At 65.6% G+C, this 17,902-nt stretch carries 22 protein-coding genes; 9 read left to right on the forward strand and 13 right to left on the reverse strand.

Annotated elements, in window-relative coordinates:
- The first annotated feature begins 2 nt into the window (after nt 1–2).
- The 5 genes from AC1RRP_RS03480 to bfr all read left to right on the forward strand — a co-directional run bounded on the left by AC1RRP_RS03480 (nt 3) and on the right by bfr (nt 4,236).
- Complete coding sequence (locus AC1RRP_RS03480) at nt 3–1,178, forward strand: VWA domain-containing protein (protein ID WP_493033244.1); 1,176 nt, start codon at nt 3–5, stop codon at nt 1,176–1,178.
- A gap of 23 nt (nt 1,179–1,201) precedes the next feature.
- Nucleotides 1,202–1,885: a nucleotidyltransferase family protein gene (locus AC1RRP_RS03485; protein WP_493033246.1), complete on the forward strand. Its 684-nt coding sequence runs from the start codon at nt 1,202–1,204 to the stop codon at nt 1,883–1,885.
- Complete coding sequence (locus tag AC1RRP_RS03490) at nt 1,882–2,583, forward strand: TIGR02466 family protein (RefSeq protein ID WP_493033248.1); 702 nt, start codon at nt 1,882–1,884, stop codon at nt 2,581–2,583. The genes AC1RRP_RS03485 and AC1RRP_RS03490 overlap by 4 nt, the downstream gene beginning before the upstream one ends.
- A gap of 40 nt (nt 2,584–2,623) precedes the next feature.
- Nucleotides 2,624–3,628, forward strand: a complete 1,005-nt coding sequence (locus AC1RRP_RS03495) for an XdhC family protein (protein WP_493033250.1) — start codon at nt 2,624–2,626, stop codon at nt 3,626–3,628.
- Between the two features lie 131 nt (nt 3,629–3,759).
- The gene (bfr, locus tag AC1RRP_RS03500; RefSeq protein ID WP_493033252.1) at nt 3,760–4,236 is read left to right on the forward strand and encodes a bacterioferritin; all 477 of its coding nucleotides are present in this window, start codon (nt 3,760–3,762) and stop codon (nt 4,234–4,236) included.
- A 70-nt stretch (nt 4,237–4,306) separates the two neighbouring features.
- Here bfr and AC1RRP_RS03505 read toward each other — a convergent pair whose 3' ends face one another.
- The gene (locus AC1RRP_RS03505; protein WP_057674907.1) at nt 4,307–4,534 is read right to left on the reverse strand and encodes a (2Fe-2S)-binding protein; all 228 of its coding nucleotides are present in this window, start codon (nt 4,532–4,534) and stop codon (nt 4,307–4,309) included.
- Between the two features lie 191 nt (nt 4,535–4,725).
- On the opposite strand from AC1RRP_RS03505, the gene rpoH reads away from it, so the two are divergent.
- On the forward strand, nt 4,726–5,667 hold the full coding sequence (rpoH, locus tag AC1RRP_RS03510; protein WP_493033254.1) for an RNA polymerase sigma factor RpoH: 942 nt from the start codon (nt 4,726–4,728) through the stop codon (nt 5,665–5,667).
- Between the two features lie 65 nt (nt 5,668–5,732).
- Entirely contained in the window at nt 5,733–6,719 is a 987-nt protein-coding gene (locus tag AC1RRP_RS03515; RefSeq protein ID WP_493033256.1) for a Bug family tripartite tricarboxylate transporter substrate binding protein, read from the forward strand.
- 123 nt (nt 6,720–6,842) lie between these two features.
- On the opposite strand, the gene AC1RRP_RS03520 is transcribed toward AC1RRP_RS03515, so the two are convergent.
- Genes AC1RRP_RS03520 through AC1RRP_RS03540 form a run of 5 tightly spaced genes read right to left on the reverse strand, consistent with a single transcriptional unit; the run spans nt 6,843 to nt 10,922 of the window.
- The gene (locus tag AC1RRP_RS03520) at nt 6,843–7,454 is read right to left on the reverse strand and encodes an SCO family protein (protein ID WP_493033258.1); all 612 of its coding nucleotides are present in this window, start codon (nt 7,452–7,454) and stop codon (nt 6,843–6,845) included.
- Nucleotides 7,455–7,461: 7 nt separating this feature from the next.
- Entirely contained in the window at nt 7,462–8,358 is an 897-nt protein-coding gene (gene cyoE, locus AC1RRP_RS03525; protein ID WP_493033260.1) for a heme o synthase, read from the reverse strand.
- Nucleotides 8,355–9,524 (reverse strand): COX15/CtaA family protein, encoded by a 1,170-nt coding sequence (locus AC1RRP_RS03530; RefSeq protein ID WP_493033262.1) that lies wholly within the window; start codon nt 9,522–9,524, stop codon nt 8,355–8,357. Before AC1RRP_RS03530 ends, cyoE begins: the two co-directional genes overlap by 4 nt.
- Before the next feature lie 8 nt (nt 9,525–9,532).
- Nucleotides 9,533–10,252, reverse strand: coding sequence for an SCO family protein (locus AC1RRP_RS03535; protein ID WP_493033264.1), 720 nt, complete (start codon nt 10,250–10,252; stop codon nt 9,533–9,535).
- Nucleotides 10,206–10,922 (reverse strand): SURF1 family protein, encoded by a 717-nt coding sequence (locus AC1RRP_RS03540; RefSeq protein ID WP_493033266.1) that lies wholly within the window; start codon nt 10,920–10,922, stop codon nt 10,206–10,208. The genes AC1RRP_RS03535 and AC1RRP_RS03540 overlap by 47 nt, the downstream gene beginning before the upstream one ends.
- A gap of 15 nt (nt 10,923–10,937) precedes the next feature.
- Here AC1RRP_RS03540 and AC1RRP_RS03545 point away from each other — a divergent pair, with 15 nt between their 5' ends.
- Complete coding sequence (locus AC1RRP_RS03545) at nt 10,938–11,159, forward strand: twin transmembrane helix small protein (protein WP_493033268.1); 222 nt, start codon at nt 10,938–10,940, stop codon at nt 11,157–11,159.
- Between the two features lie 195 nt (nt 11,160–11,354).
- Here AC1RRP_RS03545 and AC1RRP_RS03550 read toward each other — a convergent pair whose 3' ends face one another.
- The 7 genes from AC1RRP_RS03550 to AC1RRP_RS03580 all read right to left on the reverse strand — a co-directional run bounded on the left by AC1RRP_RS03550 (nt 11,355) and on the right by AC1RRP_RS03580 (nt 17,139).
- Nucleotides 11,355–12,236: a cytochrome c oxidase subunit 3 gene (locus tag AC1RRP_RS03550; RefSeq protein WP_493033270.1), complete on the reverse strand. Its 882-nt coding sequence runs from the start codon at nt 12,234–12,236 to the stop codon at nt 11,355–11,357.
- Between the two features lie 60 nt (nt 12,237–12,296).
- Nucleotides 12,297–12,503 (reverse strand): DUF2970 domain-containing protein, encoded by a 207-nt coding sequence (locus AC1RRP_RS03555; protein WP_493033272.1) that lies wholly within the window; start codon nt 12,501–12,503, stop codon nt 12,297–12,299.
- Nucleotides 12,500–13,090 carry a cytochrome c oxidase assembly protein gene (locus tag AC1RRP_RS03560; RefSeq protein ID WP_493033273.1) on the reverse strand — a complete coding sequence of 197 codons (591 nt, stop codon included), beginning with the start codon at nt 13,088–13,090 and terminating at the stop codon, nt 12,500–12,502. Before AC1RRP_RS03560 ends, AC1RRP_RS03555 begins: the two co-directional genes overlap by 4 nt.
- A gap of 10 nt (nt 13,091–13,100) precedes the next feature.
- Complete coding sequence (locus AC1RRP_RS03565) at nt 13,101–13,211, reverse strand: cytochrome oxidase small assembly protein (RefSeq protein WP_493033275.1); 111 nt, start codon at nt 13,209–13,211, stop codon at nt 13,101–13,103.
- Between the two features lie 28 nt (nt 13,212–13,239).
- A complete protein-coding gene (ctaD, locus tag AC1RRP_RS03570; RefSeq protein ID WP_493033277.1) occupies nt 13,240–14,856 on the reverse strand; it encodes a cytochrome c oxidase subunit I in 1,617 nt (538 codons plus the stop codon).
- 40 nt (nt 14,857–14,896) lie between these two features.
- Nucleotides 14,897–16,066 carry a cytochrome c oxidase subunit II gene (gene coxB, locus AC1RRP_RS03575; protein WP_493033438.1) on the reverse strand — a complete coding sequence of 390 codons (1,170 nt, stop codon included), beginning with the start codon at nt 16,064–16,066 and terminating at the stop codon, nt 14,897–14,899.
- A gap of 182 nt (nt 16,067–16,248) precedes the next feature.
- Nucleotides 16,249–17,139: a biotin synthase gene (locus tag AC1RRP_RS03580; RefSeq protein WP_493033279.1), complete on the reverse strand. Its 891-nt coding sequence runs from the start codon at nt 17,137–17,139 to the stop codon at nt 16,249–16,251.
- A 61-nt stretch (nt 17,140–17,200) separates the two neighbouring features.
- Between AC1RRP_RS03580 and AC1RRP_RS03585 the strand changes: the two genes are divergently transcribed.
- Complete coding sequence (locus AC1RRP_RS03585; protein ID WP_493033440.1) at nt 17,201–17,896, forward strand: ComF family protein; 696 nt, start codon at nt 17,201–17,203, stop codon at nt 17,894–17,896.
- Nucleotides 17,897–17,902 lie beyond the last annotated feature (6 nt).

The raw sequence follows: 17,902 nt of genomic DNA on the forward strand, positions 1-17,902 counted from the left end.
CCATGGTCGCCGTCGACCCGCGCCAGCAACTCGGCGAGTTCGCCCACTACCTGCGCGAGCACGGCTTCACCCTGGGTTATGCCGAGGTGGAGTTGATGGCGCGCGCGGCCGCATCCCTGCCGCTGGACCAGTGGCAGCGCATCCAGGCCTTGTGGCGCGGCATCAGCAGCGGCAGTCGCAGGCAGTGGCAGAAGTATCCGGACCTGCACCAGGCCTTCTGGTTCCCGCACAAGGTCAAGGGCAGCACGCGCAGCACGGGGCTGACGCGCAAGGGCCGTTCCCTGCCCGAGCTGGTGCAACAGATGCACAGCGAGCTGGGGCAGTCCCCGCCAGCCGGGCGGCAGGATCAGCAGGCGGCCAAGCCGATACTCGACCTGGCCGACCAGACCGGCAGCGGCGAACTGGAAGAAGCTTCCGGCCCGCCGCGCGCCCAGGGCGGCGCCAGCCGTACCGCCCCGCTGGATCAGCGCGACTTCTCCGAATGGCAGCCCGGCGACATGGACCGTTTCGAGCCGCTGGTCGAAGCCCTCAAGCGCCGCCTGCGCAGCCAGCTGCTGCGCCGCCTGCAGCACCAGCAAAGCGGCCCGCAGATCCACTTGCGCCGTTCCTTGCGTGCGGCCCTGGCGACCGGCGGCGAACTGGTGCAGCTGCACCATGTGCGGCGCCAGCGCCGCCAGCCGCGTGTCGTGGTGCTGGTGGACGTGAGCCGCTCCATGGAGGTGCACGCGCAGTTCTTCCTGCGCCTCTCGCGCGCTTTCGTCGAGGTGATGGACGCGCGCGCCTTCGTCTTTCACACCAAGGTGGCCGAGGTCACACCGCTGATGAAGCGGCGCAGCGAGCGCGTGCAGGAGAAGGTCAACGCCGTCACCTTCGGCTTCGGCGGTGGCACGCGCATCGCCAGCAGCCTGCACGAGGCCCTGCACACGCACCTGGGGCGCGGGCTGGCCCGCGGCGACCTGTTCCTGGTGTTCAGTGACGGCTACGACACCGACGAGCCCGAGGCCCTGGCTGCGGTCCTGGCCCAGGTTCGATCCAAGGGTGCCCGCATCGGCTGGCTGCACCCCACGGAGCAGGTACCGCAGTCGGCCGCGATGGATCTGGCGGCGCAGCATGTGACACGCTTTCTGCCGGCGCACAATCTGGCCAGCCTGGCTCGATTGCCCGAGTTGTTGAAATGAGATCTTGAAGAGGAACGCAAACCATGGGATGCATCATGAAACAGGGCGGCGGCCTGTATGCCAGGCTGCGCATCGGTGCTGTGCTGCTGGCCGCCGGCGAGGGCGCACGCATGGGCGGTGTGGCCAAGCCGTTGATCCGCCTGCAGGGCGTGCCGCTGATCAAGCGCCATCTGATTGCACTCAGCGGTGCCGGCGTCGATGAAGTGGTGGTGGTGACCGGTTTCGAACGCGATGCCGTGGAGGCCCAGATCCAGGATTTCCCCGTCACGCTGGCGCACAACGCCGACTACGCGCAGGGCCAGCAGTCGTCGGTGCGCACCGGCCTGGCGGCGCTGGGCAGCAAGCTCGATGCGGTGCTGGTGGTGCTGGCCGACCAGCCGCTGATCGGCGCGGCCGACCTGACCGAGCTGATCGCGGCCTTCAAGAAGGCGAGCAAGCGCGAAGGCGGGCAGGTGCTGGTGCCGGTGGTGACCGGCCAGCGCGGCAACCCCATCGTGCTCGATGCGCAGGCGCGCGAGCAGATCCTGGCCAGCGAGCAGAACCTGGCCTGCCGCCATCTGATCGAGCGCAACCCCGAGCTGGTGCTGGTGCACGAGACGTCCAACACCCGTTTCATCACCGACCTCGACACCCGCGAGGACGTGGAGCAACTGGCCCGGCGCACCGGCTGGAAGCTGGAGCTGCCCACGCGCGAGACCGCCGCGTGAGCCCCGTTCTGAACCCCGACGGCACGCTGCAACAGCACTGGCCGGTGCCGCTGGCGGTGCATCGTTTCGAGCGCGCGACCGAGGTCAACCCGCTGCTGGCACGCGTCTTCACGGCCCTGCGCGCGACCGACACCAGCGCGCCGGCCGGACGCTTCTACGCCAGCCCGGACGACCTGCTGCATCGCATCCAGCTGCCCGAGTTTCACGAGCTGGTGCAGTTCATCGCCAAGGCCATCCAGACCACGGCCCAGCAGGCCAACGCGGGCCTGTGGCCGCCGGGTCGGCACAACCTGCAACTGGAGCTGATGGGGGTTTGGTTCCAGATCCAGAACGGCGCCACCTTTCACGACGTGCACACCCACGGCAACTGCTCCTGGTCGGGCGTGTACTACGTGCAGATCGACCCGGTGGCGCAGCGCGCGCAACACCCGGACTTCCGCGCGCTCAACGGCGCCACGCGTTTCTACAGCCCCATGTTCCCGCTGCTGGGCGGCGCGCACATCGACATGGGCAATGCCTTCCTGCAGCAGGCCACGCTGGACGTGACCCCGCAAGAAGGCGAGCTGGTGTTGTTCCCGTCCTTCCTGCCGCACAAGGCCATGCCCTATGTGGGCGAGCAGGACCGCATCATTGTTTCCTTCAACGCGCAGATCCACGGCCCCGGCGATGACCGCCTGCATGCCTACGCGGCCACCTGATCTTTGCGCCCCCTGCCTATACCTGTGCTGGAGATGAACCATGGAAAGTCTTGATCTGCGCGTGCTGGGCGAAGCCCTGGCCTGGAGGCGGGCCCGCCATCATGTGGAGCTGGTTACGGTCGTGCAGACCTGGGGCAGCGCGCCGCGACCACCGGGCGCCCTGCTCGCGGTGCGTGACGACGGCATGGTCAGCGGCTCGGTCTCCGGCGGCTGCGTGGAGGACGACCTGATCGCGCGCGCCAAGGCGGCCCTGGCCCGGGGTACCGCGGGCCCGGAATCGCAGGGCCCCGGCCTCGTGGTCTACGGCGTCGACAAGGAAGAGGCCGCCCGCTTCGGTCTGCCCTGCGGCGGCACCCTGCGCCTGGTGCTGGAACCCCTGCGCGATACCGCGTGGCTGGAGCAGCTGCTCGAACGCACGGCCGCGCACCGCCTCGTGGCCCGCACACTGGACATGGGCAGCGGCACAGTCACGCTGCGCGATGCCGTGCGGGGCGAAGGCCTGCAGTTCGACGGCGCCACACTGACGACGGTCTTCGGCCCTAAGTGGCGCTTGCTGCTCATCGGTGCGGGCCAGCTCTCGCAGGCGGTGGCCGAGATGGCCAGCCTGTTGGACTTCGAGGTGCTGGTCTGCGATCCGCGTGAGGAATACGCCGCCAGCCTCGGGCTGCTCCCCGGTGTGCAGCGCCTGCCGGGCATGCCCGACGACGTGGTGCGCGAGATGCTGCCCGACGCCCACACGGCCATCGTCGCGCTGACCCACGACCCCAGACTCGACGACATGGCGCTGCTAGAGGCCTTGAAGTCCGCGGCCTTCTACGTCGGAGCCCTGGGTTCACGCCGCAACCAGGCCACACGCAAGCAGCGCCTGGCCGAGCATTTCGACCTCAGCGCCGACGAACTGGCCCGGCTGCACGGGCCGGTGGGCCTGCGCATCGGCGCCCGCACCCCGGCTGAGATCGCGGTCTCGATCCTCGCGGAGATCGTGCAGGTGAAAAATGCGAACACGGCCATGCTCGCGATCGGTCCGGGCTGTACCACCGCCTGAGCGAACGGATCGCATTGCGCCGGGTTTTCAGCCGCGTTCGCTGAAATCCTGTGGCCGTCGGCCTGCACTTGCATTGCCACGGCTTTGCACGACAATGCAAGTGTCTCCCGCAACCAAGAACAGGAAGGCCCATGAAAGGCGACCCGCAAGCCATCTCCCATCTGCAGGCCCAGCTCAAGAACGAGTTGACCGCCATCAACCAGTACTTCGTGCACTACCGCATGCTCAAGCACTGGGGCCTGGACAAGCTGGCCAGGAAGGAATACGAAGAGTCGATCGGCGAGATGAAACACGCCGACAAGCTCATGGACCGCATCTTCACGCTGGACGGCCTGCCCAATCTGCAGGACCTGGGCAAGCTCCATATCGGGGAGGACGTGCCCGAGATCCTGCGCAGCGACCTGGCGCTGGAAACCGGCGCGCAGGCCACCATCAAGGACGGCATCGCCCACTGCGAGAAGGTGCGCGACTACGTCTCACGCGACCTGCTGCAGGAGATCCTGGACGACACCGAGGAGCACATCGACTTCCTGGAAACCCAGATCGAGCTGCTTGACAAGGTGGGCCTGCAGAACTACCTGCAGAGCCAGATGGGCGAGATTTCCTGAAGCGGCCATACTCCAAAACAAAAGGGCTACGCACGGCGTAGCCCTTTTTCATGGGGGTGTCAGCAGAGATTCAGGCGGCCACGAGCTGGATGGAGCGCCCCAGGCCGAGCTCCTGGCCCAGGTGCGCCATCTTGTGGCTGGGCCGGCATTCGGACCACAGGGCACGGGCGCAGCCCTCGCACTTGCCGCACTGGGTGGCCACGCCGAGTTCGAGCTGGATCTCGTCGAAGTCGGCACCGGCACGGGCGGCACGTTCGATGGTTTTGTCAGAGACGCGATGGCAGACGCAGACGATCATGGCGGGTGGTGGTAGTTCATCTAGTTATGCGAATGATAATGGTTCGCAATACAATTGACAAACGGTTTCGGCCACCCCTAGCCGTGACGCAGCTATCCCCCGGAACTGTGTAAAACCTCAGGAACTTCGGGTTTAGCACTCAATCACAGAGAGTGCTAATATAGAAACATGACCTCGAAAGGAGTTCTGCCATGACCGCTGTCACTGGAGTTTCCGCTTCCGCGCTGACCGTCGCCAACCCGTGGGCGCTCGTGCCCCCGCTGGGTAATCTCGACGCCTATATTTCGGCCGCCAACCGCCTGCCCATGCTCACCCTCGAGGAAGAGCAGGAGTTTGCGCGCAAATTCCGCGATTCGAACGATCTTGAGGCCGCCGGTAAGTTGGTGCTCTCTCACTTGCGCCTGGTGGTGTCCGTTTCCCGCCAGTACCTGGGCTACGGCCTGCCCCACGGCGACCTGATCCAGGAAGGCAATGTGGGCCTGATGAAGGCCGTCAAGCGCTTCGACCCGGACCAGGGCGTGCGCCTGGTGAGCTATGCGCTGCACTGGATCAAGGCCGAGATCCATGAGTACATCCTGAAGAACTGGCGCATGGTCAAGGTCGCCACGACCAAGGCCCAGCGCAAGCTGTTCTTCAACCTGCGCTCCAAGAAGCAGGGTTACAAGGCCGATGCCGCTGCCGCGGACGCCGCCACCCACCGCGAGACGCTGAGCGAGCAGGAAATCGACCTGATGGCCAAGGAGCTCAACGTCAAGCGCGAAGAGGTCATCGAGATGGAAACCCGCCTGTCGGGCGGTGACGTCATGCTGGACCCGGGCCCGGGCGACGATGGCGAGGACAGCTTCGGCCCCATCGCCTACCTGGCCGACGCCAACCACGAGCCCACGGCCATGATTGAGGCGCGCCAGCGCGACCACCTGGCCAGCGACGGCATTGCCGCGGCGCTGGACACACTGGACGCACGTAGCCGCCGCATCGTGGAAGAGCGCTGGCTCAAGGTGAACGACGACAGCTCGGGTGGCATGACGCTGCACGAGCTGGCCGCCGAGTACGGCGTGAGCGCCGAGCGCATCCGCCAGATCGAAGTGGCCGCCATGAAAAAGATGAAGTCGGCGCTGGCAGAATACGCCTGACTTTCGCCACAAGCCACCAGGCCCCGGATTCGAGAGAGTCCGGGGCTTTTTCACTGGAGACAAGAATGCATTTGACCCCCTCCCCCTTGCGTCGCGCCCTGCTGGCGCTGGGCCTGTTCACGCTGGCCACCGGCGCCCACGCGCAGCAGCAGGCTGCCTGGCCGAGCAAGCCGGTGAAGATCATGGTCGGTTTTCCGGCCGGCACCTCGCCCGACCTGGTGGCACGCACGCTGGCCGAGCCCCTGAGCAAGGCGCTGGGCCAGCCAGTGATCGTGGAGAACAAGCCGGGTGCGGGCGGCAATATCGCGGCCGACATGGTGGCCAAGGCCACCGACGGCCACACCATCGGCGTGATGATCAACGGCAACCTGACCATCGCCAGGCTGCTGAACGCGAAGACGCCCTATGACCCGGCCAAGGACCTGGCCCCTATCAGCCTGATCGGCACCGCGCCGCTGGTGCTGGCCGCACCGGTCGAGGCCCCCGGCAGGACCACCGCCGAATTCCTGGCCGCGGCACGCAGCAGCGGCGACAAGTGGAGCTATGGCTCGCCCGGCGTGGGCACCGTGGGCCATATTGGCATGGAGTTGCTCAAGGCGCGCGTGGACATGAACCCCGTGCACGTGCCCTACCCCGGTTACCCGCAAGTGGTGACGGCCATGCTGGGCGGACAGATCCAGCTCTCCATGCTGCCGCCGGGCCTGGCCCTGGCGCAGGCCCGCGCCGGCAAGGTCCGCGTGCTGGGCGTCACGTCGGCCGGCCGCAGCACACTGACACCGGAAATTCCCAGCCTGGCCGAAGCCGGCGTGAAGAACTTCCAGCTCGAGATCTGGAACGCGGTGGCCGGCCCGGCTTCCATGCCCAAGCCCGTCGTCGCCCGACTCTCTGCGCTCTTCAGCGAGATCGCGCGCAGCCCTGAGGTACGGCAACGGCTGTTCCAGCAGGGCTGGCAGGTGGCGGGCGGCTCCTCGGAGGCGCTGGCCCTGCGCATCAAGTCCGATACAGCCACACTGGGCAAGATCATTGCCGAGCGTGGGATCAAGGCTGAGTAGCCTTGTCACCTTGTTTGTTTGCGTGGCATTGCCGGGATGTGCGCCCGGCTCGCAACGCGCACAAACCAGACTGCAGAAAAGAAAAGCCCGCTCGGAAGCGGGCCCACCGTACGCCTGTGACGGCTATTTCTCCTGCAGCAACAGCTTGATATCTGCAGCCAGCGCCCCCGCTCCACTGCCGTAGCGCGAATACAAACGCAGCCGGCCCTGGGTGTCGTAGATGTACATGCCGGCCGAGTGGTCCATGGTGTAGCTGCTGGGGGTCTTGCCGTCGACCTTCTTGTAATAGACCTTGTAATCCTTGGCCAGCGCGGCCAGCTTCTCCGCGGAGTCGGCATACAGGGCGAGGAAGGTCGGGTCGAAGTTGGCCATGTAGCTCTTCATCACCTCCGGGGTGTCGCGCGCGGGATCAATGGTCACGAACAGGCCCTGCAGCTTGTCACCGTCCACCCCCAGCAACTTCTTCACCGCGACCAGTTCGGTCAGGGACGTGGGGCAGACGTCGGGGCACTGCGTGTAACCGAAGAACACCACCACGACCTTGCCCTGGAAATCCTTGAGCGTGCGTGCCTTTCCGTTGTGATCGGTCAGCGCGAAATCCTTGGCGTAATCGGCGCCGGTCAGGTCGATCGCGCTGAAACCGGGTTTGCCATTGTCGGAACAGCCGCTGAGCAGCAGGGCCGCAGTGGCGAGCAGGCCGGCCGCGAGGGAATGGAGTGCGTTGCGCTTGTTCATGGAGGGCTCACAGCAGGTAGTGGTCGAGCAGCAGGGCTGCGAACAGCACGCTGAGGTGAATCAGCGAGAAGCGGAAGGTCTTGCGGGCGAGCTCGTCCGAGTAGTTGCGCCACAGCTTGAAAGCGTAGACAAAGAAGCCGATGCTCAAGACCACGGCAGCTGCCAGGTAGAGCCAGGAACTCATGCCGTAGGCCACGGGCATGAGGCAGGCCGCGAACAGGACCAGGGTGTAGAGCAGGATCTGCAGGCGCGTGAACTCGTTGCCGTGCGTGACCGGCAGCATGGGCAGGCCGGACTTGCGGTAGTCCTCCACACGGTACAGCGCCAGCGCCCAGAAGTGTGGCGGTGTCCACAGGAAGATGATGAGGAAGAGGATCAGCGCCTCGGGGCCGACATCGTTGGTCAGTGCCGCCCAGCCCAGCACCGGCGGCATGGCCCCGGACGCGCCGCCGATCACGATGTTCTGCGGTGTCAGCGGCTTGAGGATGACGGTGTAGACCACGGCATACCCGACGAAGGTGGCGAAGGTCAGCCACATGGTCAGCGGGTTGACCCAGACGTACAGCAGCACGGAGCCGGCGGCGCAGAGCACGGCCGAGAACAGCAGGGTCTGCACATCACTGAGTTCGCCCTTGGCGGTCGGACGCCAGGCGGTGCGTTTCATCTTGGCGTCGATGCCTTTCTCGACGATGCAGTTGAAGGCCGCCGCCGCACCGGCCACCAGCCAGATGCCGATGCAGGCGATGAACATCAGGCGCAATTCCGGCCAGCGCGGCAGGCCGGGCACGGCCAGCACCATGCCGATGAGGGCGCAGAAGACAATCAGCTGGACGACACGCGGCTTGGTCAGCGCATAGAACTGGCTGAACACGGACATCGTGGAAGCAAGGGTGGGGGCACTCATGCGGCAGAACTCGAAACGGGAACAAAAGAAGTGCCGGGCTGCAGCTCCCTGCGCCGGCTGCTGGCCAGGCTCCAGGTCAGCAGCACGACCAGACCGGCGGCGCCGCCGGTATGCAGCACGGCCGCCAGCAGCGGCCAGCCCAGCACGACGTTGCTCAGGCCGGTAAGAAATTGCAGGGCCAGCAGCGCCGCCAGCCAGCCCGCCGGGGCGCGCCACTGCGGCAGGCCACGCAGGCGCCAGGCCAGCAGGGCAAGCACGGCGATGACGACAAAGGCCGCCAGGCGGTGCACGTAATGGATGGCGGTGAGCGCGGCAAAGCTGATGTGCTGACCCTCGCCCGTCAGGCCCAGCTCGCGCCAAAGCTCGAAGCCCTGGGAGAAGTCCATCTCGGGCCACCAGCGGCCCTGGCAGGCCGGGAACTCGGTACAGGCCAGCACGGCGTAGTTGGTACTGACCCAGCCGCCCAGCGCGATCTGCAGCGTCAGCAGGCCCAGGCTCCACCACAACAGGGCGCGCAGCCCCGGCGGCATCGTCAGCGTAGCGGCGGCGTCATGCATCTGCGCGTAACGCACGGCCTGCAGGCACAACAGGGCCAGCAGCAACAGACCGCCCAGCAGGTGCAGCGTGACGATGGCCGGAAACAGTTTCATGGTGACGGTCAGCGCACCGAAGGCGCCCTGCACGCAGACCCAGACCAGGGTGAGCGTGGCCCACCAGGGGCTCAGTGCATCGGCAGCGCCACGCTGGCGGCGCAGATGTTCGCGCCAGCTGACGGCGGCCAGCACCAGGATGAGCACACCGACGCCGGTGGCGAGGTAACGGTGGATCATCTCGACCCAGGCCTTGCCATGCGTGACCGGGCCGGTGGGCATGGCCTGCTGCGCGGAGGAGATTTCGGCATGCGCGCCGACCGGGCTGGCATTGCCGTAGCAACCGGGCCAGTCCGGACAGCCCAGGCCCGAATCGGTGAGGCGGGTGAAGGAGCCGAACAGCACTAGGTCGAAGGTGAGGAACAGCGTGAGCACGGTGAGGGCTTGCAGGCGGCGCGTGGTCGAGGCCTGGCGCTGGCGCAGCCAGACCCAGGCCAGGGGCCCGCCGGCCAGCACCAGGCCCATGAGCATGAGGCGCAAGGCCGGCGCGAGATCGTAAAGTGCGACGTCGGTCATGCTGTCTCCTACCGGCCGGGCTTGTCCCAGGAGGAGGACGCGCGCATCAGCCGCTCCAGGTCCCGCTTGGCCTTGGCGGCCCCCTCGATATCGAGCCGGGCCGGGAAACGCAGCATCCAGTTGCCCAGGGGGTCCACCAGATAGAGGTGTTCCCCGATCGCATGGCCGCTGGCGGGTGCGAGCCACTGCGCCAGTTCCGCGTCCGGCACACGCAGCACCGTCGCGTCCTTCAGGCCTGGTTGCAGTTCCGTGGGTATGGCTTGCAGGTCGCGGACCAGCCAGACCCGGTCCAGCCGGTCTTTTTCCTTGCCCAGGCTTTCGCGCAACTGGCGCTGGAAATAGAGCTGCTGCACACAGCCTTCATCGCAGTTGCCGCTGCCCACGCTCACGAGCAACCACTGGCCCTTGAGCTCCGTGAGCTTGTGCGTACGCCCCTCAAGGTCCAGGCCCAGCATGTCGGGCAGCGGACGCTGCGGATCGATCAGCTCACCGAAGTTGCGCCGCCCTTCGGGTCGAATGACGTAGTAGGTGAAGTAGGACGCGATCACTGGCGCCGCGCTGACCAGCAGCAGGGCGATCATCTTCCAGCGGCCGCTGCGCGTGCGGCGTATGTCGTCGGCCAGCGCCTGGCCCGGTGCCGGCAGGTCGTACACCGTGAGCCCGAGCACGTGCTCGCCGCCTTCATCCGGCGCGGCGCTTGTATCTTTTGACAATTTGGAACCAGACATAAAGAAGTGTTATCAGGGCACAGAGCCCGAACCATTGGAACGCGTAGCCGTAGTGCTTGTCGACCCCGCTGCTGATCTGCGGCCAGTCACGGGCGAGGCCGTCGCCCGACGCCCCGGTCTGCTGGATCGACACCGTCAGCAGGGCCAGGCCCGTTTCGGCCCGGAACTGCGCCAGATCGAGATTTTGCCGGATCGCCCCGGTACCGGCCTCACCCATGTCATAGAGCTTGGAAGGAGCAAGGGCTATGCGGCCCTGGACACGCACCAGGCCTGCGGGTGTGGCGATCTGCGGCACGCGCGTGCGGTCCTCGAAGTTGCGCGGCGCCCAGCCGCGCTGCACCAGCACGACTGTTCCGTTGTCCAGGCGCAGGGGCGTCAGCGCGAAGAAGCCCGGGCGACCGTTCATCTGCCGGTTGTCGAGAAACACGGTGTGCTCCGCTACCCATTGCCCCACGGCCTCGACGCGACGGTGCAGCAGTTCGTCGCTGTCGGACATGCCGGCCAAGCCGCGCGCATCCAGCACGGGCAACTGGGCACGCGCATCGATGCTGGCCTGCCAGGCCTGTTTTTCCGCCGCGCGGTCAAGCTGCCAGCTCCCGAGCGACAGGGTCACGGCCGCGCCGAGCAACGCGGCGAATGTCACCACCCAGAAACGCAGCCGGACACTCACGCCATAATCCCGTTCATGAAATACCTCGTCGCCCTGGCCTTCCTGGCCATCCTTGCCAGCCTCGGCTCGGCCCTGTTCTTCATGATGAAGGACGGCCGCGACGGCAAGCCCAAGACCAGCAACATGGCCCGTGCGCTCGCCTTCCGCGTCGGCTTCTCCATCCTCATCTTCATCTGCATCCTGATCGCCTGGAAGCTGGGCTACATCCAGCCCACCGGCATCCAGGCCGGCAAGTAAGGCCTCGACTTCAGCAAAAACAAAAGCCGCTGCGAGCGGCTTTTGTTTTTGTCGGCTCGCCCACGCCTGGCGGCGTAGCGAGCGGGCTTCAGCCTAGGCGCGGGTGGCGGAAGACCGGAGCGTACCCTGAGGTACGTGAGGATCTTCCGACGGGCCCCGCAACGACGGATCAAGCCCGCGCAGTAGCCGCCCCGATTACATCCAGTAGACGAGGATGTAGAGACCCAGCCACACCACGTCCACGAAGTGCCAGTACCAGGCGGCGCCTTCGAAACCGAAGTGGCGGTCTGCCGTGAAGTGGCCCTTCTGCAGGCGCAGGGTGATGAAGAACAGCATCAGCATGCCGACGAACACGTGGAAGCCGTGGAAGCCGGTCAGCATGAAGAAGGTGGAGCCGTAGACGCCGGACGTGAGCTTGAGGTTCAGGTCGCTGTAGGCGTGGGCATATTCGTAACCCTGCACGAACAGGAAGGTCAGGCCCAGCAGCACGGTGGCCCACATGAAAGCGAGGGTCTTGCCGCGGTTGCCGTCACGCAGGGCGTGGTGGGCGATGGTCAGCGTGACGCCGGAGCTCAGCAGCAGGGCGGTGTTGATCGTGGGCAGCCAGAACGGGCCCATGGTCTGGAAGGGCTCGATGATGCCGGCCGGCGAGGCGGTAGCGCCAGCGGCAACGCTGGGCCATACAGCCTTGAAGTCGGGCCACAGCAGCGCGTTGTCCAGGCTGCCCAGCGCGGGCACCGAGTGCGCGCGGGCCCACCACAGGGCGGTGAAGAAGGCGCCGAAGAACATCACTTCGGAGAAGATGAACCAAGTCATGCTCCAGCGGAAGGAAATGTCGATCTTGTGGCCGTACTGGCCACCTTCGCTCTCGGCAATGGCCTCGCGGAACCACTGGAACAGCACGACCAGCCACCAGATGAGGCCGAAGGCCAGGGAGTACTTGCCCCAGCTGGCGCCATTGACCCACTGACCGGCACCAAGAATGACGAAGAACAGGCCGATCGCCGCCATCACGGGGTGACGGGACGGGCCAGGCACGTAGTAGTACGGGGTGCCGCCGTGTGTAGTCGAACTCATGTTTGCTCCATTCCTTCCGATTCTGCTTCTCTCAAATTTTCAGATATCCCGGACCGGGTCTTACTTGACCACGATCCAGTTCACCAATGCAATCAAACTCACTACCAGCAGGATGCCGCCGACCAGACCCACCGCAATGATGTGGTAAGGCTTGAGCTGGGCGATGTCATCCTGGAAACCACTGCTCTTGCGCACGCCGAGAAAGGACCAGGCCACGGCCTTGACCGTCGCCCACAGCGAACCTTTGGGTGCCGGTGCGTCGCTCATGCGCCGGCCTCCGTCGACTTGCGTGCGGCCGTGGGCGCGGGCGGCGTCTTGCTGCCCACCTCGAAGAAGGTGTAGGACAGCGTGATGGTGCTCACGTCCCTGGACAGCTTGGGGTCGATCACGAAGACCACCGGCCAGCTTTTCTTCTCGCCCGGGGCCAGTGTGTACTCGTTGAAGCAGAAGCACTCCAGCTTGTTGAAGTGCGCTGCTGCCTGGCGCGGCGCATAACTCGGGATGGCCTGGGCCGACATGCGGCGGTCCTGCACATTCTCGAACTCGTACATGACGGTGGCCATCTCGCCCGGATGCACCTGCAGCGAACGCTGCGCGGGCTTGAAACCCCAGGGGCCGCGCACATTGGCGTCGAATTCGACCGTGATGGTGCGGCTGGTGTCGACCTGCGTGTTGACCAGGGCCGCACTGCTGCGGCCGGGAACGTCACGCTCGCCGATGGCCAGGATGTTCACACCGGTGAACTCGCAGATGGCCTTGTAGATCGGCACCAGCGCATAGCCGAAGCCGAACATGCCGGCCACCACGATGGCCAGCTTGCCCACCATCCGGACGTTTTCGCGTCGCAGGTTCATGGCTGCTTCGTCACTTGGCGAAAAACACGAACTTGGCCACGAAACCGAGGAAGAAGACCACGGCCACGGAGGCCAGGACCAGCCCCATGCGCAGGTTGGCTTTTTTCTGTTCAGGTGTCATGGCCATGGTTCAGGCTGGTGCCGGTTCTTCAGCCGATGACCCTGGTCGCCGTGGCGTCCAGCTTCGGGGGGGTTTCGAAGGTGTGGAAGGGGGCCGGCGAGGGCACTTCCCACTCCAGGCCTTCGGCGCCTTCCCAGGGCTTCTGCGGGGCCTTCTCGCCCTGGCCGCGCATGGCGGGCAGCGCGACGAAGAAGAAGAAGTAGACCTGGGCCAGACCGAAGCCGAAGGCACCGATCGTGGCGATCATGTTGAAGTCGGCGAACTGCATGGGGTAGTCGGCATAACGACGCGGCATGCCGGCCAGACCCAGGAAGTGCATCGGGAAGAAGGTGATGTTGAAGGAGATCATCGACCACCAGAAGTGCAGCTTGCCGCGGCCTTCCTTGTACATGCGGCCCGTCCACTTGGGCAGCCAGTAGTAGATGCCGGCGAACATGGCAAACAGCGAACCGGCCACCAGCACGTAGTGGAAGTGGGCCACGACGTAGTAGGTGTCCTGCAGCTGGATGTCGACCGGCGCCATGGACAGGATCAGGCCGGTGAAACCACCCATGGTGAACACGAAGATGAAACCCACGGCCCACAGCATCGGGGACTCGAAGGTCATCGAACCCTTCCACATCGTCGCCAGCCAGTTGAAGATCTTCACGCCGGTGGGCACGGAGATCAGCATGGTGGCGTACATGAAGAACAGCTGGCCGGTCACCGGCATGCCGGTGGTGTACATGTGGTGGGCCCACACGATGAAGGACAGGATGGCGATGGAGGCCGTGGCGTAGACCATGGAGGCGTAGCCGAACAGCTTCTTGCGGGCAAAGGCCGGCACGATGGCGCTGATGATGCCGAAGGCCGGCAAGATCATGATGTACACCTCGGGGTGGCCGAAGAACCAGAAGATGTGCTGGTACATCACCGGGTCACCGCCGCCGGCGGGGTTGAAGAAGGTGGTGCCGAAGTGGCGGTCCGTCAGCGTCATGGTGATGGCGCCGGCCAGCACGGGCATCACGGCGATCAGCAGGTAGGCGGTGATCAGCCAGGTCCAGCAGAACAGCGGCATCTTCATCAGCGTCATGCCGGGCGCGCGCATGTTCAGGATGGTCACGATGATGTTGATCGAGCCCATGATGGAGGAAGCGCCCAGGATGTGCATCGCGAAGATGCCGGCGTCCATCGAGGGGCCCATCTGCAGGGTCAGCGGGGCATACAGCGTCCAGCCGGCGGCGGGAGCACCACCGGGCATGAAGAAGGACCCCACCAGCATGAGCGCTGCCGGGATCATCAGCCAGAAGCTGAAGTTGTTCATGCGGGCAAAAGCCATGTCGGCCGCGCCGATCTGCAGCGGGACCATCCAGTTGGCGAAGCCCACAAAGGCCGGCATGATGGCACCGAACACCATGATCAGGCCGTGCATCGTGGTCAGCTGGTTGAACAGCTCAGGGTTCACCACCTGCAGACCGGGCTGGAACAGCTCGGCGCGGATCAGCAGGGCCAGAACGCCACCCACCATCAGCATGGTGAATGCGAACAGCAGGTACAGCGTACCGATGTCCTTGTGGTTGGTCGCGAAGACCCAGCGCCGCCAGCCCGTCGGGGCGTGATGGTCGTCGTGGGCGTGGTGATCGTGATGGTCTAGAACGGCACTCATCCTGATTTCCTTCTCAATACTCTAAGCGTCTGACGACTAATTACTTGCGGGCGGTCTTGATGTCGGCCGGCTGCACCAGTTGGCCGGTCTTGTTGGACCAGCTGTTCTTGGTGTAGGTGATGACGGCAGCGATCTCGGTGTCGCTCAGCTGTTTCCAGGCCGGCATGGCGCCCTTGCCGTTGAGCAGCATGGCGATCTGCTTGCCCTTGTCGGCGTCCTGCACGATGGCCGAACCGTCCAGCGCCTTGATCGGGCCGGCACCCTTGCCGTTGGCCTGGTGGCAGGCGGCGCAGTTGGCGGCATAGACTTTCTCGCCACGCTTGGCCAGATCGTCCAGCACCCAGACCTTGGCCGGATCGTCGGCCTTGGCGGCCATGGCCTTCTTCTGGCCATCCACCCACTTGGCGTAGTCCTCTGCGGACAGCACCTTCACGTGGATGGGCATGTAGGCGTGTTCCTTGCCGCACAGCTCGGCGCACTGGCCGTAGAAGTCACCGGTCTGCTCAGCGCGGAACCAGGTGTCGCGCACGAAGCCGGGGATGGCGTCCTGCTTGATGCCGAAAGCCGGCACCATGAAGGCGTGGATCACGTCGTTGGCGGTGGTGATGATGCGGATCTTCTTGTCGACCGGCACAACCAGGGGGTTGTCCACCTTGAGCAGGTAGTTGTCGGTAGGCGCCGGCTTGCCGGACTCGGACATGGCACGGTGGGAGCTGTCCAGCGTGGACAGGAAGCCGATGCCTTCGCCCTCGCCCTTGAGGTAGTCGTAGCCCCACTTCCACTGGTAACCCGTCGCCTTGATGGTCAGATCAGCGTTGCTGGTGTCCTTCATGGCGACCACGGTCTTGGTGGCCGGCAGGGCCATCAGGATCACGATGATGAAGGGGATGACGGTCCAGGCGATTTCCACGGCCACGGACTCATGGAAGTCAGCCGGCTTGTGGCCCACCGACTTGCGGTGCTTCAGGATGGAATAGAACATCACACCGAACACCGCCACAAAGATGACGGTGCAGATGATCAGCAGGAACCAGTGCAGCCACTGCTGCTCCGCAGCAATCTTGGTGACCGCGGGATGCAGGTTGAGCTGGTTGACGGCCGGCCCGCCGGGCAGGTCGTTGACAGCCTGGGCTGCGGTGAAGGCCGCGGTACCGGCCCAAGCGCCAGCCATGAGCAGCAGTGAAGCCAATTTATTAGAAATGCTCTTCATCATGTTCACTTCTTCAAGGTCTTAAATAATCCAGGACTGCCCAGGCTCGCCTGCATGCGGCTTGTGGCCGATGTTCCTGCCGCCCTGAGGTCGGCAAAAAGCAGGCTGCGGTGAGAATCGAAAGTTCAGCAACCGCTTATTGTAACCAAGCCCAAATCAGGGTAATCCCGGTGTGACCTGGATCAAACACCGGGCTTGCCGGTTTTGCTTTTGATCAAGGTCGATCGCAGATCCTCGACGGAGAAGCGCGTCTCGCTGCCCACGGGCAGGCGCGGGGACGGCCGCAGGGCATGGCCATAGATGATCTCGAAGCTCAGTGTGAGGCGGCCGTCCTGCGCCGGATCCGCCAGCCGCAACAGGGCCTGATGCAGGTGTTCAAACCAGCCGCGGCCCCGCAGGCCGGCAAAACGGCCCGGATGCAGGTTACGGCCGAGCTCGCGCAGCTCCTGCAACAGGCGCTGCGGCGTCTCGAAGGTCAGCTCGATGCGCTCCATATCCATCACCGGCTCGGCAAAACCTGCCGCCACCAGCATGTCGCCCCAGTCATGCATGTCGGTGAACTCATGTGCTGGCGCCGGCCAGCCCAGGGACTGGTAAAGCGCACGCAGTTCGCGCAGGGTATCGGGGCCGAAGCAGGAAAACATCAGGAAACCATCCACCGCCAGCGCCTTGTGCCAGCGCTGGATCAGGGCCTGCGGGTCGGCCGCCATGTGCAGCAACATATTGGCCCAGAGCAGTTCGGCCGGCGCCGCGGCGGGCGCCGCACGCCAGCGCGCCGGATGCCACCAGGGCCGGGCCGCCGCGCGCAGGGCCAACTCTTTTTCCTGCGGCAGCGCGGCGCTGACCAGCGCCTGCGCGCGGGGATAACGGCGCGCCAGCAGGGCCTGCACCTGCAAGCCGCCGCGCACCGGTTCCCAGTGCAACCAGCGCTGCGGCTGGCGCACGATCCAGTCCAGCCGCTGCTCCATGCGACGCCCCACCTCCTCGTGCAGCCAGGCGGAAGCGGTTTGCGGCCGCTGGGCCCAGCGCGCGGCAGCGGGAGGGTCGATGGTGGGGGGACGGTGGTCGGTCATGGGCGAAGCTGGCGAGTATATTGATTCCCCTCGCCTGCTTTGGCCCCGTCCGCAAGTGACCCTGTTCCGCACCCTGCTCGACCGGCTGACCACCGCCCTGCCCAGCCAGTGCGCGGTCTGCCACGCCTGGCCTGCGCAGGCCCTGTGCGAAGCCTGTGTGGCACGTTTTGCCCAGCCCCGCCCGCGCTGCCGCAGCTGCGCCCTGCCGGTGCCGCAGGGTGTGGAACGTTGCGGCGCATGCATCAAGCAAACCCCTCCCCTGGACCTCTGTTTGGGCGCCGTGGCTTATGAATACCCCTGGAGCGGCCTGATCGCCCGCTACAAGTTCGGTGCCAGCCCGGGCTGGGCGCAGGCGCTGGCCCTGCTGATGCGCAGCACGCCCTGGGCCGAGCCGGCGCTGGACGCCGCGGACCTGGTGCTGCCCATGCCGCTGTCGCGCGAACGGTTGCGTGTACGAGGTTTCAACCAGGCCCTGGAACTGGCGCGCCATCTGGCGCCTGGCAAGACCCGGACCGATGTGCTGCTGCGGCTGCATGACACACCGGCGCAAAGCAGCCTGCCGCGACCGGCACGCCTGCGCAATGTGCGGGGCGCTTTCGGCGTGGCCCCGGGGCGGGCCAAGGAGATCGAAGGCCGGAATGTGCTGCTGGTCGATGACGTGATGACCAGTGGCGCCTCGCTCTACACGGCGGCGCAGGCCTTGCGCTCAGCCGGAGCCTCGCACATCACTGCGCTGGTATTGGCCCGCACTGAATGACAATCC

This window comes from Hylemonella sp. GW821-FHT12C09, from assembly GCF_058807395.1.

Coding starts and splice junctions, on each gene's coding strand:
- AC1RRP_RS03565 (WP_493033275.1), bottom strand. CDS start 13,211: ATGACACCTGAACAGAAAAAAGCCAACCTGCGCATGGGGCTGGTCCTG.
- cyoE (WP_493033260.1), bottom strand. CDS start 8,358: ATGAGTGCCCCCACCCTTGCTTCCACGATGTCCGTGTTCAGCCAGTTC.
- ctaD (WP_493033277.1), bottom strand. CDS start 14,856: ATGAGTGCCGTTCTAGACCATCACGATCACCACGCCCACGACGACCAT.
- AC1RRP_RS03480 (WP_493033244.1), top strand. CDS start 3: ATGGTCGCCGTCGACCCGCGCCAGCAACTCGGCGAGTTCGCCCACTAC.
- AC1RRP_RS03485 (WP_493033246.1), top strand. CDS start 1,202: ATGGGATGCATCATGAAACAGGGCGGCGGCCTGTATGCCAGGCTGCGC.
- AC1RRP_RS03515 (WP_493033256.1), top strand. CDS start 5,733: ATGCATTTGACCCCCTCCCCCTTGCGTCGCGCCCTGCTGGCGCTGGGC.
- rpoH (WP_493033254.1), top strand. CDS start 4,726: ATGACCGCTGTCACTGGAGTTTCCGCTTCCGCGCTGACCGTCGCCAAC.
- AC1RRP_RS03580 (WP_493033279.1), bottom strand. CDS start 17,139: ATGACCGACCACCGTCCCCCCACCATCGACCCTCCCGCTGCCGCGCGC.
- AC1RRP_RS03560 (WP_493033273.1), bottom strand. CDS start 13,090: ATGAACCTGCGACGCGAAAACGTCCGGATGGTGGGCAAGCTGGCCATC.
- AC1RRP_RS03550 (WP_493033270.1), bottom strand. CDS start 12,236: ATGAGTTCGACTACACACGGCGGCACCCCGTACTACTACGTGCCTGGC.
- AC1RRP_RS03535 (WP_493033264.1), bottom strand. CDS start 10,252: ATGTCTGGTTCCAAATTGTCAAAAGATACAAGCGCCGCGCCGGATGAA.
- coxB (WP_493033438.1), bottom strand. CDS start 16,066: ATGAAGAGCATTTCTAATAAATTGGCTTCACTGCTGCTCATGGCTGGC.
- AC1RRP_RS03520 (WP_493033258.1), bottom strand. CDS start 7,454: ATGAACAAGCGCAACGCACTCCATTCCCTCGCGGCCGGCCTGCTCGCC.
- AC1RRP_RS03495 (WP_493033250.1), top strand. CDS start 2,624: ATGGAAAGTCTTGATCTGCGCGTGCTGGGCGAAGCCCTGGCCTGGAGG.
- AC1RRP_RS03505 (WP_057674907.1), bottom strand. CDS start 4,534: ATGATCGTCTGCGTCTGCCATCGCGTCTCTGACAAAACCATCGAACGT.
- bfr (WP_493033252.1), top strand. CDS start 3,760: ATGAAAGGCGACCCGCAAGCCATCTCCCATCTGCAGGCCCAGCTCAAG.
- AC1RRP_RS03545 (WP_493033268.1), top strand. CDS start 10,938: ATGAAATACCTCGTCGCCCTGGCCTTCCTGGCCATCCTTGCCAGCCTC.
- AC1RRP_RS03530 (WP_493033262.1), bottom strand. CDS start 9,524: ATGACCGACGTCGCACTTTACGATCTCGCGCCGGCCTTGCGCCTCATG.
- AC1RRP_RS03555 (WP_493033272.1), bottom strand. CDS start 12,503: ATGAGCGACGCACCGGCACCCAAAGGTTCGCTGTGGGCGACGGTCAAG.